At 70.7% G+C, this 20266-nt stretch carries 21 protein-coding genes; 6 read left to right on the top strand and 15 right to left on the bottom strand.

The annotated features are described in order from the left end of the window. Nucleotides 1–113: 113 nt before the first annotated feature. The 3 genes from WBA97_RS03705 to WBA97_RS03695 all read right to left on the bottom strand — a co-directional run bounded on the left by WBA97_RS03705 (nucleotide 114) and on the right by WBA97_RS03695 (nucleotide 3072). Complete coding sequence (locus tag WBA97_RS03705) at nucleotides 114–884, bottom strand: SGNH/GDSL hydrolase family protein (protein ID WP_424229238.1); 771 nt, start codon at nucleotides 882–884, stop codon at nucleotides 114–116. Nucleotides 885–1054: 170 nt separating this feature from the next. Continuing rightward, nucleotides 1055–1699, bottom strand: coding sequence for a methyltransferase (locus WBA97_RS03700; RefSeq protein WP_424229237.1), 645 nt, complete (start codon nucleotides 1697–1699; stop codon nucleotides 1055–1057). Between the two features lie 167 nt (nucleotides 1700–1866). Next, the gene (locus tag WBA97_RS03695; protein WP_424229236.1) at nucleotides 1867–3072 is read right to left on the bottom strand and encodes a hypothetical protein; all 1206 of its coding nucleotides are present in this window, start codon (nucleotides 3070–3072) and stop codon (nucleotides 1867–1869) included. Between the two features lie 108 nt (nucleotides 3073–3180). Here WBA97_RS03695 and WBA97_RS03690 point away from each other — a divergent pair, with 108 nt between their 5' ends. After that, a complete protein-coding gene (locus tag WBA97_RS03690) occupies nucleotides 3181–3321 on the top strand; it encodes a hypothetical protein (RefSeq protein ID WP_424229235.1) in 141 nt (46 codons plus the stop codon). 37 nt (nucleotides 3322–3358) lie between these two features. On the opposite strand, the gene WBA97_RS03685 is transcribed toward WBA97_RS03690, so the two are convergent. Together WBA97_RS03685 and aspS are read right to left on the bottom strand one after the other, a co-directional pair. Beyond that, complete coding sequence (locus WBA97_RS03685; protein ID WP_424229234.1) at nucleotides 3359–4303, bottom strand: DUF389 domain-containing protein; 945 nt, start codon at nucleotides 4301–4303, stop codon at nucleotides 3359–3361. Between the two features lie 3 nt (nucleotides 4304–4306). After that, nucleotides 4307–6097, bottom strand: a complete 1791-nt coding sequence (gene aspS / locus WBA97_RS03680; RefSeq protein ID WP_424229233.1) for an aspartate--tRNA ligase — start codon at nucleotides 6095–6097, stop codon at nucleotides 4307–4309. A 196-nt stretch (nucleotides 6098–6293) separates the two neighbouring features. Here aspS and WBA97_RS03675 point away from each other — a divergent pair, with 196 nt between their 5' ends. After that, nucleotides 6294–7331, top strand: coding sequence for a hypothetical protein (locus WBA97_RS03675; RefSeq protein ID WP_424229232.1), 1038 nt, complete (start codon nucleotides 6294–6296; stop codon nucleotides 7329–7331). A gap of 70 nt (nucleotides 7332–7401) precedes the next feature. On the opposite strand, the gene WBA97_RS03670 is transcribed toward WBA97_RS03675, so the two are convergent. The 3 genes from WBA97_RS03670 to WBA97_RS03660 all read right to left on the bottom strand — a co-directional run bounded on the left by WBA97_RS03670 (nucleotide 7402) and on the right by WBA97_RS03660 (nucleotide 11318). Further along, complete coding sequence (locus WBA97_RS03670) at nucleotides 7402–9333, bottom strand: intein-containing Rv2578c family radical SAM protein (RefSeq protein WP_424229231.1); 1932 nt, start codon at nucleotides 9331–9333, stop codon at nucleotides 7402–7404. Nucleotides 9334–9647: 314 nt separating this feature from the next. Beyond that, on the bottom strand, nucleotides 9648–10601 hold the full coding sequence (locus tag WBA97_RS03665; protein WP_424229230.1) for an FAD-dependent oxidoreductase: 954 nt from the start codon (nucleotides 10599–10601) through the stop codon (nucleotides 9648–9650). 75 nt (nucleotides 10602–10676) lie between these two features. Beyond that, entirely contained in the window at nucleotides 10677–11318 is a 642-nt protein-coding gene (locus WBA97_RS03660; RefSeq protein ID WP_424229229.1) for an SRPBCC domain-containing protein, read from the bottom strand. Nucleotides 11319–11405: 87 nt separating this feature from the next. On the opposite strand from WBA97_RS03660, the gene pnuC reads away from it, so the two are divergent. Beyond that, a complete protein-coding gene (gene pnuC / locus WBA97_RS03655) occupies nucleotides 11406–12041 on the top strand; it encodes a nicotinamide riboside transporter PnuC (protein WP_424229228.1) in 636 nt (211 codons plus the stop codon). On the opposite strand, the gene idi is transcribed toward pnuC, so the two are convergent. From idi to pqqD, 3 genes are all read right to left on the bottom strand, one after another. Continuing rightward, nucleotides 11951–12541, bottom strand: coding sequence for an isopentenyl-diphosphate Delta-isomerase (idi, locus tag WBA97_RS03650; RefSeq protein ID WP_424229227.1), 591 nt, complete (start codon nucleotides 12539–12541; stop codon nucleotides 11951–11953). The two genes, pnuC and idi, sit on opposite strands and share 91 nt — an antisense overlap. A 22-nt stretch (nucleotides 12542–12563) precedes the next feature. Then, complete coding sequence (locus WBA97_RS03645) at nucleotides 12564–12740, bottom strand: hypothetical protein (RefSeq protein ID WP_424229226.1); 177 nt, start codon at nucleotides 12738–12740, stop codon at nucleotides 12564–12566. A gap of 204 nt (nucleotides 12741–12944) precedes the next feature. After that, on the bottom strand, nucleotides 12945–13202 hold the full coding sequence (pqqD, locus tag WBA97_RS03640; protein WP_424229225.1) for a pyrroloquinoline quinone biosynthesis peptide chaperone PqqD: 258 nt from the start codon (nucleotides 13200–13202) through the stop codon (nucleotides 12945–12947). 180 nt (nucleotides 13203–13382) lie between these two features. Between pqqD and WBA97_RS03635 the strand changes: the two genes are divergently transcribed. Further along, nucleotides 13383–14465 carry an AAA family ATPase gene (locus WBA97_RS03635; protein ID WP_424229224.1) on the top strand — a complete coding sequence of 361 codons (1083 nt, stop codon included), beginning with the start codon at nucleotides 13383–13385 and terminating at the stop codon, nucleotides 14463–14465. A gap of 12 nt (nucleotides 14466–14477) precedes the next feature. Continuing rightward, nucleotides 14478–15950: a YibE/F family protein gene (locus WBA97_RS03630; RefSeq protein WP_424229223.1), complete on the top strand. Its 1473-nt coding sequence runs from the start codon at nucleotides 14478–14480 to the stop codon at nucleotides 15948–15950. Here WBA97_RS03630 and WBA97_RS03625 read toward each other — a convergent pair. From WBA97_RS03625 to WBA97_RS03610, 4 genes are all read right to left on the bottom strand, one after another. Then, nucleotides 15907–16542, bottom strand: a complete 636-nt coding sequence (locus WBA97_RS03625; RefSeq protein ID WP_424229222.1) for a hypothetical protein — start codon at nucleotides 16540–16542, stop codon at nucleotides 15907–15909. The two genes, WBA97_RS03630 and WBA97_RS03625, sit on opposite strands and share 44 nt — an antisense overlap. A 1-nt stretch (nucleotide 16543) precedes the next feature. Then, the gene (locus WBA97_RS03620) at nucleotides 16544–17239 is read right to left on the bottom strand and encodes an MBL fold metallo-hydrolase (RefSeq protein ID WP_424229221.1); all 696 of its coding nucleotides are present in this window, start codon (nucleotides 17237–17239) and stop codon (nucleotides 16544–16546) included. A 22-nt stretch (nucleotides 17240–17261) separates the two neighbouring features. After that, nucleotides 17262–17873, bottom strand: coding sequence for a GGDEF domain-containing protein (locus WBA97_RS03615; RefSeq protein ID WP_424229220.1), 612 nt, complete (start codon nucleotides 17871–17873; stop codon nucleotides 17262–17264). Between the two features lie 409 nt (nucleotides 17874–18282). After that, nucleotides 18283–18843, bottom strand: a complete 561-nt coding sequence (locus WBA97_RS03610; RefSeq protein WP_424229219.1) for a TIGR00730 family Rossman fold protein — start codon at nucleotides 18841–18843, stop codon at nucleotides 18283–18285. A gap of 78 nt (nucleotides 18844–18921) precedes the next feature. On the opposite strand from WBA97_RS03610, the gene WBA97_RS03605 reads away from it, so the two are divergent. Next, nucleotides 18922–19875 (top strand): nucleoside hydrolase, encoded by a 954-nt coding sequence (locus WBA97_RS03605; protein ID WP_424229218.1) that lies wholly within the window; start codon nucleotides 18922–18924, stop codon nucleotides 19873–19875. Nucleotides 19876–20266 lie beyond the last annotated feature (391 nt).

Here is a 20266-nt window from a genome sequence, read left to right as displayed (position 1 = left end):
TGACCTGGCACGTCTTCCTGGACCGGCCACTCCGGCGGGGTGGGTCGAGCACCACGGGCACCCGGAGGCGCGGGACCTGCGTCTGAGATCGCGCGGTCGCGGCGCTCGCCTGGTCAGCCGTCCTGACGGAACGGCGTCAGGTCGGGGCGTTTGGCCTCGCGGCCGGTCCCGGAGGAGATGCCGCGGAGCCGGCGGCCGAGCCAGGGACCAAGGAAACCGCTCAGCCAGCGCAGTTCCGTGCGGACCACGGTCAGGCGGGTCGGGCGCGGCAACGCGGGCAGCGGGTGGGTCCACGAGTCGTCGGCGCCGGGGAGTTCCAGTACGTGCGCCATCGAGTCGGCGATGCGCTGGTGGCCTGCCGGGCTCGCGTGCAGGCGGTCCGGCGACCAGATGCGGGCGTCGGTCGTGGCGTCCACCGCGAACGTCTCGACGACCTTCACGCCGTGGCGGGCCGCGGCTTCGCGGATCCGGGCGTTCAGCGCGAGCACGCGCGGGACCAGCGGCTTGGCCAGCGGGGCGATCCTCGCCACGTTGGGGAAGGTGACGGTGCCGACGATGGCTCCAGAAGCCCGGAGCGACGCGAACATCGCCTCCATGTGCCCGGCGACCAGGTCCACGTCGCACTTCGGGCGCAGCACGTCGTTCAACCCGGCGACGACGGTCACGATGTCGGGCCTCAGCTCGAGCGCGGGCGCGAGCTGCTCGGCGTGGACCTCACCGGCGAGCTTGCCGCGCACCGCCAGGTTCGCGTACCGCAGGCCGGGGTTCAGGTCGGCGAGGCGGCCGGCGAGCCGGTCGGCCCAGCCGCGGAGACCCGTGGTGTCGTCACCGTCGCCGAGCCCTTCGGTCTGGCTGTCCCCGATCGCAACGTACCGCTCGTACACCGCGGCTCCTCACCCTCACAACGTCCGGCGAGACCAGCGTATAGCCGCCGGAGACCCTCCCCGACGTGCGACGCGTCACCCGCATTCCCGACGACGTGAAGCTGTGACGAGGCGGTGCGGGTCCTGCGTGCCCTCGCCGGAGGACGTGCGGTTCACCCAGAAGACCTGAGTCACCCCGTCGCGAGCTCGACGATCGCCACCGTGCCCGCGGTGTGCACCGCCGCCACGACGAGCCCAGCGCTCTCGGCGAGCGCGGACAACTCGGCGACGCCACGGTCCGAAGACGACGGCGGACTCGCCCCATCCCACGCGCCTGCGCCGACTGCACCGTCCACGACGGCAGCACCCGACACGGACGCCACACCGCTCGGCACCGCACCATCCGGGACGGGTTCGATCACGAAGACCGCGCCGTCCTCGCCAGCCGCCGACGCGCAGTTGCGCAGGATCGCGCGTGCGTCGTCGTCGCCCCACTCGTGGAGCACCGAGGACAGGAGGTAGCCCTCCGCGCCCTCGGGCAGCTCGCCCAGGAAGTCACCGGCCACGGCGCCTGCCCGCTCCGCCAGTCCGGCCGCGTCGAGCCGCTTGCGCGCGGCATCCGCCGTCGGGGGCAGGTCGACCACGGTGCCACTCAACGCCGGATACTCGTTCAGCAGCGCGATCAACAGCGTGCCGTCCCCGCCGCCGACATCGACCACGTGCCCGAGCGCACCCCAGTCGTACGCGGACACGACGGACGGCGCGTCCACTGTCCGGTCCGCCTTGACCGGCAATGACGTCGCAGGGTCGTGCGTGTGCATCTCCTTGTCCGCCATCGCATCTCCCTTCACAGTGCACCCAACCTACTTGCGGGTGCGGTGATCCGCAGATCGCGTGCGCTGGTGGCGAACGCGGTGGCGGTGCGGTGAGACGGACGGCGATGCCGGCGCGATGGTCGATCGCGTCGCAGCGCGGACCACCGACAAAACGGCGACCGGCGAGGTCAGCGACGGAACGCCGGGTACAGCGCGAGGAGGGGGTCGTCGTCGAACCACCGCATGCGCAGCCGGTCGCCCACGACGGCCGCGTGTTCGGCCACCGCGTCCGAACCGGCCAGCAACGCGTCGTCGGCCAGACGGCGCCAGCGGTCGGTCAGCACGTGGGTCTCCGGCGGGGTGTCCGACAGCATCGACGAATGCGTCTGCGCGGCATGGGGCTGCGAGAAGAACTGCCACGTGGTCAGCCACACCCAGAACAGCTGCGCGTCGAGCAGTGCGGGCAGCAGCACGGCGTCGTCGTCCAGGTCCGGCCACACGATCCGGACCTCGGCACGCCAGCCCGCGAGCATCGCGTCGGTCATGCCGTTGGGCAGCGCGAACGGGCACCAGCACGAAGGGAAGGGCACCCGCAGGTACGCCGCGTCGAAGATCGCGTTGCGCACGCAGCCGCCCTCGAGGTCGAGGAAACGCACACCGCGGCCGGTGCTCAGGTTGTTGTCCGGGCAGGAGTCCGACGGGCTGAACGCGCGGTGCCTGCCCGTTTCGAGGAGCTTGCGGCTCCGCTCAGCACACTCCAGCACGGCGACGGACGTTGTGACGCCCAGCTCCGTCGCCAGCAGGGCGGGCAGGTCGTTCAACGCGGCCGCGCCGTCGATCAGGAGCGGGTCCTTGAAGTCCGGGACCGTCAACCGCCGCTGCAACGCGTCGAAGTCGGCCTCCCGGCCCGCGGTGGTCGCGTGCAGTCTGCCGAGCGACCGCGAGTACGACAGCAGCGCACGTTCCGCACCGCGCGCGTCGTCACCGAGCAGCTTGTCCGCGAGCGTCGGCGCGCGACCGAGGTCCTCCAGCACGAGCAACCTGCTGACCGGATCATGCGCGAACAGCTCAGGGCACATCCGGTCCTCGGACGCCAGCGCGGTGAACAGCTGATAACTGGCCGCCTCCCGCACGAAGCTGTCGCAGTGTTCGTCGAGTGGTTGCAGATAACGTTTCAACACGAGCGTGCGCGGCAGGGAGAACGGGCTCACCGCGACCCGGACGCGCACCACGCACGACCGCGTGGAACCGCCGAGGTCCTCCGGCTCGGTCAACCGGATCCGGGCACCGAACCGTCTGCTCAGCACCGACTCGGCCGCAACAACGGTCGCCAGCACTTCGGGGTCCGCTTCCCCACCCAGTGTCGGTGGGTCGGCGGCGGTTTCCACACTCATCTCCTCAAACCCTACTCCCGCTCGTACCACCGACCGTAGTCATGTCCATCGATCAAGTAGCCAACATTTCTTCGGACAAATTAGAGGGCGCGCGAATAGGGTCGGTGGATGTCCGTCGTGATCGAGGTGGTTTCTGGCGGTGCCGCGCAGGCGTCGTCGTACTGGACCGTACTTCGATGCCTGCGCGGTGCCGCCAGGGGCCGCGTCGGCGCGGCGGGCGCCGCCATGCCCTATTCGCGCGCCCTCTAACGAAAACGGCTTCGTGACGATCGCCTGCGACGAGCGCTCAGCCGTTCGACAGCGGGCGGCCCGCGTCCGATGTCGTCCACGTGGCACGGCGCAGCAGGAGCACGACGGTCGCGGCGAGCACGATGCCGGCGAGGTTGATCACGAGCTGCGCGAGGGACTCCCCGGCACGGCTCCAGTCACCGAGGATCGCGGCGATGCTCGCGTACCCGGCCGCGGGCACGGTGGTGACCGAGATGAACACGCCGACCAGCGCCGCCGACTTTGCCGAGGTCATCGACAGCATGCCTGCCGCACCCGCCAGCAACGCGACGATGAGCGACCACGGTCCGACCTGGTAGACGAAGTCGAGCTGGTGCCCGTCGCCCGCGATGACGCTCGCGTCGAACAGTCCGGCCGCACTGCCCAGCGCCGTGCCGCCCGCGGTGATCAGCATGGCCAGCGGGAACCCGATCGCGAGCACCAGCGCCGCCCTGCGCACGAGGTCCCAGCGCCGCCGCACCAGCCCCACCGCGACCGCGGCGAGCGGCCCGAACTCGGGTCCGACGACCATCGCGCCGACCACGGTCACCGGCGAGTCGGTGATCACGCCGACCGCCGCGAGCAGGCACGCGATCGCCAGGAACGCCATGAACGTGCCGTTGAGCCGCGATTCCTCGCCGGTGCGCGTGAGCAGTTCCTCCCACACGACCGCGTCCGCGCCGTCGCCCGGCGCCCTCTCCTCCGCCTCGTCGGCGGCGTCGGACAGCGCCGTGTCGATCTGCTCGAGCGTGATCCCGCCCGTGTGGTCGATACCGAGCCGGCACAGTGCGGAGATCAGCCTGTCGGCGGCCTCGCGGGCGACGTCGGCCTCGACCACGTCGCCCGCCGGCTGGACCGCGGCGCCCGGCAGGAGCACCACGTGCGCGGCGCCCGGATGCTCCCGCAGTTCCGCGACCACGGCCTCGGTGTGCTCCGGCGGAGTGACGACCCGCAGGTGCAGCACGCGCTACGCCTTGTCGGCCTTGGCCTGCGGCGGCTTCGAGTCCACGCCGGCCTCCTTGCGCTGCTCCGGCGTGATCGGCGCGGGCGCGGCGGTCAGCGGGTCGTAGCCGCCGCCGGTCTTCGGGAAGGCGATGACGTCGCGGATCGACGGCTCGCCCGCCAGGAGCATCACGGTGCGGTCCCAGCCGATCGCGATGCCGCCGTGCGGGGGCGGGCCGAACTTGAACGCCTCGAGCAGGAAGCCGAACTTCTCCTCGGCCTCCGCCTCGGAGATGCCCATGACCTCGAAGACCCGCTTCTGCACGTCGACGGAGTGGATACGGATCGACCCGCCGCCGATCTCGTTGCCGTTGCAGACGATGTCGTAGGCGTAGGCGAGCGCGTTGCCGGGGTCTTCCTCGAACCGGTCGATCCAGTCCGGGTTCGGCGAGGTGAACGCGTGGTGCACCGCGGTCCACCGGCCACCGCCGACGGCGACGTCACCGGAGCTGCGGGCGGCGTCCGCCTCCTCGAACAGCGGCGCGTCGACGACCCACACGAACGACCACGCCGAGTCGTCGATCAGGCCGAGCCGGTGGCCGATCTCCACACGGGCGGCGCCGAGCAGAGCACGGGCGTCGGCCGGGCTGCTGGCGGCGAAGAAGATGCAGTCGCCCGGGTTCGCTCCGGTGGCCTTGGCGAGGCCGTCGCGCTCGGACTCGGACAGGTTCTTGGCAACGGGACCGCCGAGCGTGCCGTCCGCGTTCACGAGGACGTACGCGAGGCCCTTCGCGCCGCGCTGCTTGGCCCATTCCTGCCACGCGTCGAGCTGGCGGCGCGGCTGGTCGGCGCCACCCGGCATCACGACCGCGCCGACATAGGGGGCCTTGAACACGCGGAACGGTGTCTCGGCGAAGTACTCGGTCAGCTCGGTCAGTTCGAGGCCGAACCGCAGGTCGGGCTTGTCGGTGCCGTAGCGGGTCATCGCGTCGGCGTAGGTCATCCTCGGGATCGGGAGCTGGATCTCGTGGTCGGCGAGGTCCTTCCACAGCGCCGCGATGACCTTCTCGCCGAGCGCGATCACGTCGTCCTGCTCGACGAAGCTCATCTCGATGTCGAGCTGGGTGAACTCGGGCTGCCGGTCGGCGCGGAAGTCCTCGTCCCGGTAGCAGCGGGCGATCTGGTAGTACCGCTCCAGACCGCCGACCATCAGCAGCTGCTTGAACAGCTGCGGCGACTGCGGCAACGCGTACCAGGAGCCGGGCTGCAGGCGGGCCGGGACCAGGAAGTCGCGGGCGCCTTCCGGCGTCGACCGGGTCAGGGTCGGGGTCTCGACCTCGAGGAACTTCTCCGCGTGCAGCACCTCACGGGCGATGCGGTTGGCCTCGCTGCGCATGCGCATGGCCCTGGCGGGGCCGCCGCGGCGCAGGTCGAGGTAGCGGTGGCGCAGGCGGACGTCCTCGCCGACGGTGAGGTGCTCGTCGAGCTGGAAGGGCAGCGGCGCGGCCTCGCTCAGCACGGTCAGCTCGGTGACCAGCACCTCGACGGCACCGGTGGCGATCTCGGGGTTCTCGTTGCCCGCCGGCCGCTTGGCCACCTCGCCGACGACCTTGATGCAGTACTCGGCACGCAGGCCGTGCGCGCGCTCGGCCATCTCGCCCTCGCGGAACACCACCTGCGCGACGCCGGACCCGTCGCGGAGATCGACGAAGATGACTCCACCGTGATCGCGCCGGCGGGCGACCCAACCGCTCAACGTGACGGTCTGTCCGGCGTGCTCGGCGCGAAGCGTCCCGGCCTCGTGCGTGCGGATCACGGCGTGCTCTCTCCTGTCGAGGGATGATGTGTTGATAGAGGCTAGCCAACGTCCACGCTGTTCCGTCCAGCAGGTTTCCGGCGCTACGATCACCGTGAGCACCGCAACGGTCACGCGTGGATTTAACGTGTTGGCTACCACGGCCAGGCCGTACGTCGTAGGGTGTGGTTACCAGGTGGTAGGTAGAGACAGCTGGGTGGTAGGTAGAGACAGCTGGGGAGAACGCGAGGAGACCACGATGGGTGGCGGCGCGACCCGCGAACCAGTTCGAGAGCTGCACCGAACCGGCGAGATCAGGCGTGCGCTCCCTCACCCGGTGGACAGCCTGGCGGCCGATGCTTTTCCGACCGCGCTGCGCACCGCCATCCAGGCCAGCGGGCTCAGCCTCGACCGGATCCAGTACCGCCTGCGCGCACGCGGCGTGTCGGTCAGCGTGACGGCCCTGAGCTACTGGCAGTCGGGACGACGCAGGCCGGAACGGGCCGAGTCGCTGGCCGCGCTCGGGCACCTCGAGTCCGTGCTGGGTGTCGCACCGGGATCGCTGATCGCGTTACTCGGGCCGCCGCGCCCGCGTGGCAGGGTGCAGCGGGAGTCGTCACGGGTGCCGATCCCGTCGCTGTTCCCGTCCAGTGAGGCGCTGTCGAAGCTGCTCAAGCGCATCGACTTCACCACGGAGACGGCGCTGACGAAGCTCTCGCAGCACGACCGCATGGACGTCGCGGCCGACTGGGGCGAGAAGCGGATCGCCGTGCGGCAGGTGCTGCGCGCCGAACGGGACGGCGTCGACCGGACCGTCATGGTGTACGACCTCGAGCGGATCGGCAGGCCGTTCCCGAGTGTCGTGGCCGGCCAGTCCTGCCAGATCGGCCGGGTCGCCCGCGACGAGGACGCCGGCCTGATCGCGGCGGAGATCCTGCTCGACGCGCCACTCGCCCGCGGTGAGACGGCGATCGTCGAGTACGCGCTCAACCACCCCGGTCCGCCGTACTCACGTGGCGACGACAGCTACTGCCGCCGGTTCACCACGCCGGTGCGCGAGTTCGTGCTCGAAGTGCAGTTCGATCCGGACGCGCTGCCCGCGTACTGCGAGCTGTACACGGTCAACCCGGAGGAGCAGACGACCACCCGGCGCAAGGTCGAGGTCACGTCCAACGGGCAGGCGCACGCCGTGGCTCTCGACTTCGGACCGGGCACGTTCTGCGTGCGCTGGGACTGGCCGCGCGACCGTTCCTGACCGGCGGGTGCCGCCCCTTCGTGGCGTGGTCGGCCTCGCGGGGAAGTCGAGCCGGTGCCATCAGCTGCCGTCACAGCAGCGAGAGCTGCTCCTGCCGCACCGGTTCGGTCGTCTTCGCCTTCTCGGTCAGGCTGCCCTCCGGCCAACCGGGTTCCGCCTCGTCGGTGGTCCGTACCGCTTTCGGGCCCAGGCCGTGCCTGCGTAACAGCGGGCCCACCCGGGCGCCCAGCCAGCGGCGGTACCGCACGTCCGCGTTGCTGCCTCTCGCGTAGATACGGCGGTACTCCGGCACCAGCCGCGGGTGTTCGCGCGCCAGCCACGTCGCGAACCACTCCCGTGCGCCAGGGCGCAGGTGGAGTGGCAGCACCGTCACGCCGGTCGCTCCGGTGTCCGCGATGGCGGCCAGTAGTGCGTCCAACTGCTCTGTCGAGTCGGTCAGGCCTGGTAAGACCGGTGCCACGAACACCCCGCAGGGCAGGCCTGCCGCCACGATCTTGCGAACCAGCTCCAGCCTGGCCTGGGGGCTCGCCGTGCCCGGTTCCAGGCTGCGCTGCAGTTCCCGGTCCACCAGCGCGATCGACACGCCCAGCCCCACCTCGACGTCCTGGCTCACCTCGGCCAGGAGCGGCAGGTCGCGGGACAGCACCGTGCCCTTCGTGAGGATGCTGAACGGGGTGCCGCTGTCGGCCAGCGCGCGGATGATGCCCGGCATCAGCTCGTAGCGGCCCTCCGCTCGCTGGTACGGGTCGGTGTTGGTGCCCATCGCGACCGGTTCGCACGCCCAGCGCGGGGAGCGCAGCTGGGTGGCCAGCACCTCGGCCGCGTTGACCTTGACCACGATCTGCGAGTCGAAGTCCGCACCGGCGTCGAGGTCGAGGTACTCGTGTGTGCGCCTGGCGAAGCAGTTGTGGCTGACGACGCCGTTCGCGATGAAGTCGCCGGTGCCGGTGGTGATGTCGTAGAGCGTCATGTCCAGGCCGAGAGGCTCGATCGTCGCCACGGCCAGCTGGGTGGCCGAGCGCAGGACCACGCCGCTCAGCTCGTCCGTGCCCGTGAGCGCGGGGTCCGTGCTGTGCAGGAACCGCAGGTGCTCGCCAAGGCCGCCGGTCAGGCGGAACCGGCAGACGCCGCTGCGGTGGCCGGCCCCCTCCACCACGAAACCGAAGTCGAAGCGCCGCAGCGCCGCCACGACCTCGGGCAGCTCGGCCCGGCTCGTGCGACCGACCCGCAGGTGCCCTCTGGAGAAGTCGCCGTCCACATCGAACACGCCCGCCAGGTACCCCTTGTGCCACTCCTCGCTCGGCACATCGGGGCGCTGGATCGGCAGGCTGATCGACTCCTCCCCGGTCAGGAACTCCCTGGCCCTGGCGAGCACCCGCGGGTCGACCGGCTCGCCGTGCCCCGCGGCGATGCCGGCCAGATAACCGCACTGGTAGTCCACGCCGCCCTTCGGCGGCGTGGCGAAGTGTCCGGTGCCGACCAGCCGGTCGCCCGGCACGAGGACCCGGCGCTCGTCCTCGCAGGCACCCTCCGCGACGTGCCGCCAGCCGCGGTCGGTGAGGAACCGGTGGTCGCCGCTGGCGATGAGCTGTGTGCCGTCCCGCAACGTGACCCGGAACGCGGGCTTGTGGGTGGTCCAGTGCGCGAGCACCCGCGTGGTGACATATCTGCGCCGGTTGCCGACCCGCTCCGTGCCGTAGATCCGGTCACCCACCCGCAGCTCGGACAACGGTCTGGTGCGGCCGTCGGCCATCAGGATCGGGGTGTCGCCCGCGAGGCAGTACCGGCAGGCGTGGCTGCACCCTCGGTACGGGTTGACGGTCCAGTCGAACGGCAGCCGCGACTGGCCGGGCACCTTGTTCAGCACGGACTTGGCCCGCACCTCGTGGAAGACGACGCCCGTGAAGTCCGGCGTGCGCACGCTGCGCACCAGCCCGGGGAGACCGGGCAATGTCTGCTGGCCGTCGTGATCGACGCGCTGGTTCTCCCATCGCACGGGCATAGTCGAACACACGTTCGATCCCGTGTCAATTCGAACACACGAGCACCGCGAACAGGTCTTCTACCAGGGGCAACGCCGCCTCGTCACACCGGAACGGTACGACCCCGGACGAAGTCCCGAACCGAGGACTCGCGGGTCCTGAACCGTGGACTCGCGGGTCCCCAACCGAGGACTCGCGGGTTCCGAACCGTGGACTCGCGGGTCCCCAACCGAAGACTCGCGGGTCCCCAACCGAAGACTCGCGGGTCCCCAACCGAGGACTCGCGGGTTCTGAACCGTGGACTCGCGGGTTCTGAATCGTGGACTCGCGGGGGTTAGCCGGCCAGCTTGGTGGCTTCGTGGGCGCAGCCCCACGAGAGGCTGACGCCGGTGCCGCTGTGTCCGTAGTTGTGGATGCACTGTGCGGTGCCGATCCGTTCGGTCTCCACTCGCACCGAGGGGCGGTCGGGACGCAGGCCGGTGACGACGTCGATCACCTCCGCGTCCCGCAGGCGCGGCTCCAGCGCGCGGACCCTGGCCAGGACGCGGTCGGTGATCGCGGGATCGGGTGTGCGGTCCCAGCGGCCGGGGACGCGCACGCCGCCGCACACGACGCGGTCGCTGTGCGGGAAGTAGCTGGTCCACTCGTCGGCCGTCGACAGTTCCATGAACAGGAGGTCCAAACCTGGATTCGCGACAACCACGTGCTGACCGAACACCGGGCGGACGCTGTCGTCGCCGAAGTCGCGGGCGCCGAGGCCCGCGCAGTTGACGATCAGCGGCGCCTCGCGGGCGGCCTCGGCGAGCGAGGCGACCGGACGCTGCTCGATCGGCACGCCCGCTTCGGCGAGGCGTGCGGTCAGGTGGTCGAGGTAGCGGGGCATGTCGGCGAGCGGCATGACCGCGCGGAAGCCACTGGTGAAGCCGGGCGGAAGCTCGGCGGGGTCGCACGCTCTGAGCTCGGGGATCGAGCGTGCCTGCGGGGGCGGGTCGCCCGCGGGCATGGTGCTGACGGTGAGGGCCGGTGCCATGCGGACGCCGGAACCGGGTTCCCCGGCGAGCGCGGTGAAGTCGGCGAGGGAGGCGTTGGTCCAGGCCATGGTCTTGGCCATGGGTTCCTGGAAGGACGGTCCCCACAACGCGCCCGCGACCTCGGAGGTGGTGTCGTGCGGGAGGTCCTTCGTCCGGATCCGCACCGACCAGCCGGCCTCGGCGAGGCAGATGGCGGTGGTCAGGCCGCTGACGCCCGCGCCGATGACGAGTGCCTCGCGAGCCGTGCCGTGGTCCATGGCGTGGAGGGTACGAGGCCGCTGCCCGCCGGGCCATGGCAGCGGGCAGCCGACTCCCGGATCGGTGATACGGGGTCAGTCCTCGGGCGGCGGCGCGTAGAAGGCGGTCACGCGCTCCGCCGCGGCCTTGGCCGTCTCCTCGGCCGTGCCCGACTCGACGTGGGCGAGGCGCCAGCGTTCGGCGGCCGCGGTGACGAACGCGACGCCCCCGGGCGAGGCGGCCCACGCCTCGGCGTTCTCCGGGGTCACGGCCGGGCCGCCGGGAGCAAGGTGGTTCGTCAGGCCCCAGAACACCAGGTCCCAGCCGATGCCGGTGGCACCGGGGCCGTACTCGGCCCACAGGTCGTCGTCGACGTGGGCGGTGTGCTCGAGCTCCAGCCGGGTCCTGCCATCGGACTCGGGCCCGACGCGCACCTCGATCCAGCTGACCATCCCGTTGAACTCCCACGTCGCGAAGAAGCCCTTTGGCGGGTCGCAGCGCTCGATGGTGCCGCCCGCGTTGCCCTCGAGCTGGTATTTCCCGCCGATCTTCAGGTCGCCGGTGACGGGGAGGAACCACCTCGGGAGCCGCTCCGGGTTGGTGCAGGCGTCCCACACGTCGTCGACGTCCGCGTCGTAGGCCTGGCTCATGATCGAGACGCGTGCCTCCCCAGGGCCGAACACACGGCTGCCGAGCTTGCGGCTGACCGCGTTGATCTGCTCAGCAACATCGATCATCGGGGGTCTCCTCTGGTGTCATGGACGCGAGCGACAAGCAGCGTATCGGGCGCCGCTTATATAAGTCAACACTAAAGGGATGGATGCGTGGACATCGTCGAGATCCTCGGCTTCGTGTCGGGTGCGTTATGCGTGTGGCTCGTCGCCAGGCAGAACGTCTGGAACTGGCCCATCGGGATCGCCAACAACATCATGTTCCTGATCCTGTTCTGGACGGCCGGGATCTACGCGGACGCCGGCCTGCAGATCGTCTACATGGGACTGGCGCTGTACGGGTGGTGGGCCTGGCTGCGCGGCGGCGTCGAGCACACCGCGCTGAACGTCACCCGCACGACGCGCGGCCAGTGGCTCGTACTCGGTGTCGTCGGGGTGGCGGGCACCGCCGGGCTGACCGTCCTGCTCGACAGGGTCACCGACTCGACCGTGCCGCTGCCGGACGCGATCACGACCGCGCTGTCCCTGCTCGCCACCTGGGGACAGGCACGCAAGAAGCTCGAGTCGTGGTGGCTGTGGATCGCGGCGGACGTGGTCTACATCCCGCTCTACGCCTACAAGGACCTGTGGCTCACGGCCGCCCTCTACGTCGGCTTCCTCGCACTGTGCGTGCTCGGCCTGCGCAACTGGACCGCCAGCTACGCCACCACTCCCCTGGCCGCGGCGGGCAGTCCGGCCCCGTCCGCGACCGGCCACGCCAGCGGGTCCGAACCCAGCGCCACCAGCTGATCGACCTGCTCGCGGCACCACGGCGACACGGCCAGCTCGCCGCCGGTCACGAGGCTGACGAACAGCGGCCACGATATCCAGCCGTACTCGTCGACCTCGGCGGGCGACAGTGCGGGCGCCGTGTCGGTGACCGCGCGGAAGACCGGGCACAGCTCGTTCTCGACGATGCCGTTGGCCATCACGGCGCGGTACCGGAACGTCGGCAGCAGCAGGTCCACGCTCGGTGCCGAGGGCAGGCCCAGCTCGTCGGCGAGCCGCCGCCGCACGGCGGCCACGAACGGCTCGGACGGGCCGGGGTGACCGCAGCAGCTGTTGGTCACCACGCCCGGCCACGTCTTCTTCCCGCGCGCCCGCCGCGTCACCAGCAGCTCACCGCGCGAGTTGAACACGTAACACGAGAACGCGAGGTGCAGGGGCGTGTCGTGGTGGTGCACGGTCGCCTTGTCGGCGACCCCGATCCCTCGCCCCTGCTCGTCGAGCAGGACAACCTGTTCCGTCACCTCACCGATGTTAGTGTCTCGGTCAGAGGAACAGCACTTTCCCGTCGAGCGGCACCTCGACTCCCGCGTCCCGCACGGTCGCGTACTCGCGCGATCGACGGTCCAGCACCGGGTTGGTGTTGTTCAGGTGCGTGTAACACCAGCGAATGCCGGGATGCTTCGCGATCCGCACGAGGCTGCCGTCTGGACCACCCGGCACCGTCCACGCTCACGGCGAGACAGTCCTGCGTCCGCGCCGGCACGTCCACCGAACCGGCACGGCAGGCGGCACGCGCGGTTCCACTGCGGGAACCCGCTCCCGGCGGCGGTGCCGAGCACGACGACCCTCATCGTGCCGCCGCCGGACCATGCAGCGGGCAGCGGTGCGTCAGCTCGACCAGCATGCCGGGCGGTGGTGCGACGGTCACGTCCATTCCACGACCCTCCGGTCCGCCAGCCTGGTCAGCACGTCCGTCACGTCCTGGGCCAGCACACCCTGGAACCGCGAGCCGAACGCGGCCGCGATGTCGTCCACAGTGGACTCTCCGTCGCACAGCGACAGCACGGCCGCCGCGGTCGCGTTGGGCACCAGCACCCCCTCGGGGAACAGCAGCACGCGCGTGTCCCGCGTCTTGTCGAAGGTGAGCCGGACTCCCTTGCGGAGCCTAGGTTTCCCGGACATCAGCGGCCCGCTCGATCGCATCCGGCATGGACCAGGGCACGTCGCGAGACGTGCGAAACAATCCGGGCAACCCCAGGGTAACGGCAACGCGACAGAAGTGAATACCGCAAGGCAAGCGGTTTCCGCGGATTTCGGACGCCGCTGGAGCGCGCACCGGCTCGGTGCGGCACGATTGCCCGCATGTACGAGCACGCCCTGGTCCTCGGGAAGTTCTACCCGCCGCACGCCGGTCACCACCGGCTGATCAGGGCCGCCTCCTCGGCCGCGCGGCGCACCACCGTGGCCGTGCTCGGCGCCGCCGTCGAGTCGATCCCGCTCGCCGACCGGGTCGCCTGGCTCGCCGAGGAGCACGCTGAGGACGCGGGCGTCGTGGTCATCGGCGACGTCGACGACCACCCCATCGACTTCCACGACGACGCGATCTGGGACCTGCACGTCGGCATCGTCAGATCGGTGCTCGCCCGCCGCGCGATGCGGGACGGCGACCCCCGCCGCGCACCCGTCGACGCGGTGTTCTCCAGCGAGGACTACGGCGCCGAGCTGGCGAGCAGGCTCGGCGCCAAGCACGTGCCCGTGGACCCGGACCGCACGGTCGTGCCCGTCTCGGGGACCGCGATCAGGGCCGACACCCCGGCGCACTGGGACCAGCTCGCCCCCGCCACGCGGGCCGGGCTCTGCGCGCGGGTGGTCGTGGTCGGTGCCGAGTCGACCGGCACCACCACGCTCAGCAGGGCGCTCGCGGACCACTACCGCGCCGAATGGGTCGCCGAGGAGGGGCGCAGGCACACCGAGGACAAGTTCGCCGCCGCCACCGCGCTCGCGGGCGGCGTCCCGCCGGACCTCGACGACCTGGTGTGGACCGTCGGCGACTTCGTCGACGTCGCGCTCCGGCAGGCCGAGGAGGAGGACCGTGCCGCCCGGCGTGGCGGGCCGCTGCTCGTGTGCGACAACGACGCCTGGGCCGCGACCGTGTGGTGCGAGCGGTACCTCGGTGCGCGGAACCAGGACGTCACCACCGATCGGAGGCCGGCGCTGTACCTGCTCACCGACCACGCCGGCGTGCCGTTCGAGCAGGACGGGTGGCGCGACGGGGAGCACCGGCGGGAGTGGATGACCGGCCGGTTCGAGGAGCTGCTCGCCGGGCGCGGCGTGCCGTGGGTGAAGGTCACCGGTGACCGGGACGAACGACTGCGGCAGGCGGTCGCCGCCTGCGACGACCTCGTCGCGCACCACTTCCGGTTCAACCCCCCGCTGATGGCCTGAGAGACTGCGCGGGTGTACGAGGGCGAGACCGAACCGATCCCCAGGGTCACCGACCGGGACGACGACCGTGGCCTGGACGACGCGCCCGGCGCCGTCGGTCACGGCCACGGCCACACCCCGGCCACGCCAGCGTCCCGCCGGGTGCGCACGATCATCGCGGCACTGCTGATCCCCTTCGCCATCGCGGCGGCCGTCGGCGTCGTGCTGCTGTACCCGTTCGGCTCGTCGCAGGAGACGAACTCCGGTGGCGGCACCCCCGTGCACGGTGTCGTCACCGCAACGAGCACCGGCGCGTGCAACGGTGACGTGCAGGTCGGCGCGCCGCAGGACGCGGACCGGTGCCTCGTCGTGGACATCCGCATGACCGACGGGCCTGCACCGGAGCAGCGGATCCGCACGATCGTCCCGATCGAACCGTCCACCCCGCGGTTCGCGGTCGACGACGAGATCGTCCTGTCCTGGGGCGGCGGCGACCCGGCGAACGGGCAGTCCTACCAGCTGGTCGACTTCCAGCGCGGGGTGCCGCTCGCGCTGCTCGCCGGGCTGTTCGCGGTCGCGGTGCTGGTGCTCGGCCGGTGGCAGGGACTCAGGGCGATCGGCGCGCTCGTCTTCAGCTTCCTGGTGCTCGTGTTCTTCGTGCTGCCCGCGATCATCAGTGGGGAGAGCCCGCTGCTGGTGGCGATCGTCGGCGCAGGCGTGATCATGTTCGTGGTCCTGTACCTGACGCACGGGCTGTCGGCGCGGACGTCGACGGCCGTGCTCGGCACGATGGTCAGCCTCACGCTGATCGGGGTGCTCGGCGCGCTGTGGGCCGCGTTCGCGAAGCTCACGGGCCTCGACGACGACGCGGCGACGCTGATCGCGACGCTCGGCCACCCCATCGACACGCGGGGGCTGCTGCTCGCCGGCGTGGTGATCGGCGCGCTCGGCGTGCTCGACGACGTGACCGTGACCCAGACCAGCGCGGTGTGGGAGCTGCGGGCGGCGAACCCGTCGCTGTCGCGGCGCCAGCTGTACGCGTCGGCTCTGCGGATCGGCCGCGACCACGTGGCGTCGGCGGTCAACACCCTGGTCATGGCGTACGCGGGGGCCGCGCTGCCGTTGCTGCTGTACACGTCGGTGTCCGGGGTGGGCTTCGGCAACATCGTGGCGTCGCAGTCGATCGCGCAGGAGATCGTGCGGACGCTGGTCGGGAGCATCGGCATCATCGCGGCGGTCCCGGTGACCACCGCGCTCGCCGCCGTGGTCGCCGCGCAGGAGCCCCCGGCGCAGGCGCCGGTGCGGCGGAAACCGCGACCCGAGGAGACCGAGCGGTCGGCCACGCGCGGGACAGAACGGCCGACGCACGCGAGGACACGGACCAGGCAGGACCCAGCGGAGCCAGGACGGCACGTGCCGGACGGCGACCGGCCACGCAGGGCGGTTCCGTCACCCCGGCTCGTCAGTCGAGACTCGCGACGAAGCGGGTCACCGCCTCCGGATTGATGCGCTGCGCGAGCCTGCCGGCCGGGGCGATCGTCGCGAGGCGGTACAGCGGCCGGTCGGCGGCCACGTCACCCTTGGCCTCCGCACGCAGCTGCGCCACCAGGAGCTGGGAGTACACCAGCCCGGACGTGTTCTCACTGCGGGCCAGCACGTCGGCCAGCCTGCGCAGCACGAGGATGCCCAGCTCCCGCCCGCCAGCGCCGGCGTAGATCGCCAGCGCCAGGTTGATCGCCTTGCGGCCGCCGGTGAACAGCAGCCCGACCGTCCGCGTGCCGCGGATGTCGGTCACCATCAGCTCGATCTTGTCGACGTGCACCAGGTCGATCGACTTGCGGCCGAGGGCCTTCGACACCACCCGGTCGCCGTCGAGCGAGAGCCTGCGCCTGCCGGACACCCACGCGACGAACGTCAGCAGGACGACCACGACGGCGGCGGTGACCAGCGCGGCCGTCTGGCCGGCGAACAGGGCCACGACGCCGCCGACCGCCGCGCCCAGCACGAGCGCGACACCGAACGCCACGCAACCACGCCGCCGTGCGCTGGACAGCTCCGCGAGGTCGAGCGGGACGGGCCCGCCGTTGTCGCCGGTCACCTCACATACCCCGCGCCGGGCCGGCCGCCGTGGGGTCCAGCTCGAGGAGGTATGGGTTGCTCGCCCGTTCCCGGCCGATCGTGGTGCTGCCGCCGTGCCCTGGCAGCACGACCGTGTCGTCGGCGAGCGGGAGGATCTTGGTGCGGAGTGTCTCCGTCATCGTCCGCATGTCCCCGCCGGGCAGGTCGGTGCGGCCGATGGAGCCCGCGAACAGGGTGTCGCCCGCGAACATCACGCGGCCGCCCTCTTCGAGCGCGGTGTGGAACACCACCGAGCCGCGCGTGTGGCCCGGGGTGTGGTCGACGGTCAGCTTGAGGCCGGCGAGGTCGAGGTCCGCGCCGTCGGACAGCTCACGAACCTCGGCCGGTTCCCGCAGTTCCAGCTTGCCGCCGAAGAACGCGGAGCTCTGCTCACTCAGCCCCTTCATCGGGTCGCTGAGCATGGTGCGGTCCTCGGGGTGGATCCAGGCGGCGATGTCGTTGCCGTCGCAGATCGGGGTGACCGAGAAGACGTGGTCGAAGTGGCCGTGCGTGAGCAGCGCCGCCACCGGCGAGAGCCGGTACTTGCGCAGCGCCTCCTCGATCGGTTCGACCGCGTCCTGTCCCGGGTCGACGATCACGCACGGCTCGCCCTCGCCAGCCGCGACTAGGTAACAGTTGGCCTGGAACGCACCCGTGGGAAATCCGACTACCAGCACGGGCAAAACTTACCGCAGGTAGTCAGACCGACCTGAGGCGACGGAAACGGGCCCAGCTGGCCATCCGCTTGGTGGCCTGGGTGTTCGGCTCGGTCGTGGCGCTCACGTCCATGTTCGCCACGCAGATCCGGTCCCGGCCGTGGCGCTTGGCCGCGCGCAGCGACACGTCCGCGTCCAGCATCAGGTCCTCGAGGTCCAGCTCGACCAGGTCGCCGAGACCGTAGGTCGCCACGCCGATCGACGCCGTCTGGCCCTCGATGGTGGTCGTCACCTCGCGGGTCACCTTCGCGGTCACCGACATGCCCGTGATGCCCGCGCGGATGCGCTCGGCGACCGCGAGCGCCGCGTCCAGCTGGGACGCGGGCAGCAGCACGAGGAACTCGTCACCGGCCGAGCCGCCGTAGCGGCAGGCGAGGTCGCCCTCACGGCTGCAGTCCCTGATGATGTCCGCGACGCCGCGCAGCACCGTGTCCCCGGCAAGGTGCCCGTAGCTGTCGTTGACGTCCTTGAAGCGGTCCAGGTCGATCATGATCAGGGCGATCGAGTCGCCACGGACCCGCGCCTGCGCGACCGTCTCGGCCGCGACCTCGTCCCAGTGCCACCGCTCGATCAACCCGGTGGGCGGATCGGTCATCACCTGCCCGCACGAGTCGCAGCGGCTGTGGCGCGTGGCAGTCGCCGTGGCCGTGCCGGTCGCGGAAGTCGTCTCGGAAGTCGTCTCGGAAGTCACGGACTGCAGCGGCCGGTCCCCCGACCTCGGCGCCACAATGTCCACGTGTTCGTGCCGGTCGATGTGGTCAGCGCCCCCGCCGGCTCCCGCCCTGGCCGTGTGCATGCTGTCTCCCCTGTCAGTCGCACCCGTGTGGATCAGGTGACCGACCGGCTGAGCCCCGGTTAGACGCATCGTCAAACATTCCTCACCGGCCGTTACCGCCAACTATGGGGAGTCACGCGGCGGTTGCACAGTGTTGACGAGTTGACGATTTGAGGAAACACCTAATGGGTGAGTGACTATGCGCGGCTGACGATCACACGCGGTGACTTCATGTCCACTTTGTCCGAGACGGGCGGTAATCAACGAACCGATCGAGCGCCTCGGTGACCTCAGTGGCGACGATGAGCATCCCCCGAAACTCGTCCGCAAGGAAGCCCTCGGCCGACATGTTCTCGAGAAATCTCAACATCGGCTGGTAGTAACCACCCACGTCGAGCAACGCGATCGGCTTGCTGTGCAGGCCGAGCTGGGCCCACGTGAACACCTCGAACAGCTCCTCGAGCGTGCCGGCGCCGCCGGGCAGCGTGAGGTAGCCGTCGGCCAGCTCCGACATCGCGGCCTTGCGCTCGTGCAGGTCGGCGACGATCTTCAACGTCGTGAGCCCTGAATGGGCCACCTCACGGTCGACCAGACTCTGCGGGATCACCCCGTGGACCCTGCCGCCCCGCTCGAGCACCGCGTCGGCGAGCACCCCCATGGTGCCCACGCTCGCGCCGCCGTAGACGAGTTCGATGCCCCGCTCGGCGAACACCTCGCCCACGCGCCGCGCGGCCTCCTGATAGGCCGGTCCCTTGCCTGGTGATGATCCGCAGAAAACACACACTCGCACGAGTAGACCTTACTCAGTCCGGATCTTGACCACCCCGGTCTGGCTTTACCTCCGGGTTGTCTGGTTGAGTGCCTCAGCGTGCGCATCATTCTCGACACCGATCCGGGGGTTGACGACGCCCTCGCGATCATCTATCTCGCGGCCCAGGAGGACGCGGAGATCGTTGCCGTGGGTAGTGTCCACGGCAACGTGTCTGCCCCGCTGGCGGCACGGAATGCCCTACGGGTGCTTGAGCTGGTCGGACTGACCCCGCCGGTGGCGGTGGGGGCCGCCCGGCCGCTCGCCCAGCCGCTGAAGACCGCGGAGTTCGTGCACGGCAAGGACGGTTTGGGGGGTCACGCCGGCGCGGAGCCGAGCGGGTCCGTGGTGGCGGAGTCGGCGGCCGAGCAACTCGTCCGGCTGGCACGTGCGCATCCCGGCGAGCTGACACTGCTCGCACTCGGACCGCTGACCAACATCGCGCTCGCCACGCTGCTGGAGCCCGACTTACCGAAGTTGTTACGCTCCGTTGTCGTCATGGGTGGCGCGGTCACCGTGCCCGGGAACATCACACCGTACGCGGACGCAAATTTCTTCCACGACCCCGAGGCCGCCGACCTCGTGCTCGGTGCGGGGTTCCCCGACCTGACCCTCGTCGGCCTGGACGCGACCGAGCAGGCACGGGCCGGTTCGGAGTGGCTGACCGCGGTCGGCTCGCTCGACGGCCCCCGCGCGGCCTTCGCGAACCGGTTGCTGGAGCACTATTCGGGGTTCTACTCCCAGATGTTCGGCACGCACACGTGCACGCTGCACGACCCCCTGGCGGCCGCACTCATGCTCGACCCGAAACTCGCCACGTACCGCGAGATGCCACTCGCGGTGGAGCTGACCGGCACCCACACCCGAGGCCAGGTGGTCTCCGACCAGCGCCTGATCTCCAGCGACGCCTACATCGCCACCAAGGCAGGCGTAGGCCGCGTACCGGTGAAGGTGGCGGAAACCGTGGACGTACCAGGATTCCTGGACCAGATGTTCAAGGCCCTCCAGGCTTAGCAGGGGTCCTTTCCCGCTGGTCAGCGCGAGCGGGGCGCGATTGCCCCGAAGGCGCTTTCAGGACGTTGAGCCTGGATCTTTGTCTCGCCGGTTTGCCTCGCCGGTTTGCCTCCGGCGGCTCCTCGCCGGAGGGGCAGGTCTCCAGGATGGCGGGGGGTTTCGAGGTTTTCTTGCGTTGGGTTCGGGTCTGCCTGCCATCCCATCGACCTCCCTACGGGCTATCACACCGCGTCAAGGGGGCGGTTCCAGCGTTTGGCGCCGGTTGGGGTGGTTGGTGCCCCCTTGACACGGTGTGATCGGGCGTTGCCAGGTCGACGGGATGGCAGGGAGCCCCTTGGTGGCGGGCTTGCGCCCCTTCGGGCGCCCCTTTCGGGGCGCTGGGCACCGCACC

Origin of the sequence: Actinophytocola sp. (assembly GCF_049647105.1) — a bacterium.
Lineage (GTDB): Bacteria > Actinomycetota > Actinomycetes > Mycobacteriales > Pseudonocardiaceae > Actinophytocola.
Note: the sequence above shows the minus strand (reverse complement) of the source record. Positions and strands in the feature narration are given on the sequence as shown.

Bases quoted from the DNA above. Each gene is read 5' to 3' on its own strand.
- WBA97_RS03700 (WP_424229237.1), bottom strand. From the start codon at position 1,699: ATGGCGGACAAGGAGATGCACACGCACGACCCTGCGACGTCATTGCCG.
- WBA97_RS03695 (WP_424229236.1), bottom strand. From the start codon at position 3,072: ATGAGTGTGGAAACCGCCGCCGACCCACCGACACTGGGTGGGGAAGCG.
- WBA97_RS03690 (WP_424229235.1), top strand. From the start codon at position 3,181: ATGTCCGTCGTGATCGAGGTGGTTTCTGGCGGTGCCGCGCAGGCGTCG.
- WBA97_RS03670 (WP_424229231.1), bottom strand. From the start codon at position 9,333: ATGCCCGTGCGATGGGAGAACCAGCGCGTCGATCACGACGGCCAGCAG.
- WBA97_RS03665 (WP_424229230.1), bottom strand. From the start codon at position 10,601: ATGGACCACGGCACGGCTCGCGAGGCACTCGTCATCGGCGCGGGCGTC.
- WBA97_RS03660 (WP_424229229.1), bottom strand. From the start codon at position 11,318: ATGATCGATGTTGCTGAGCAGATCAACGCGGTCAGCCGCAAGCTCGGC.
- pqqD (WP_424229225.1), bottom strand. From the start codon at position 13,202: ATGTCCGGGAAACCTAGGCTCCGCAAGGGAGTCCGGCTCACCTTCGAC.
- WBA97_RS03635 (WP_424229224.1), top strand. From the start codon at position 13,383: ATGTACGAGCACGCCCTGGTCCTCGGGAAGTTCTACCCGCCGCACGCC.
- WBA97_RS03615 (WP_424229220.1), bottom strand. From the start codon at position 17,873: ATGACCGATCCGCCCACCGGGTTGATCGAGCGGTGGCACTGGGACGAG.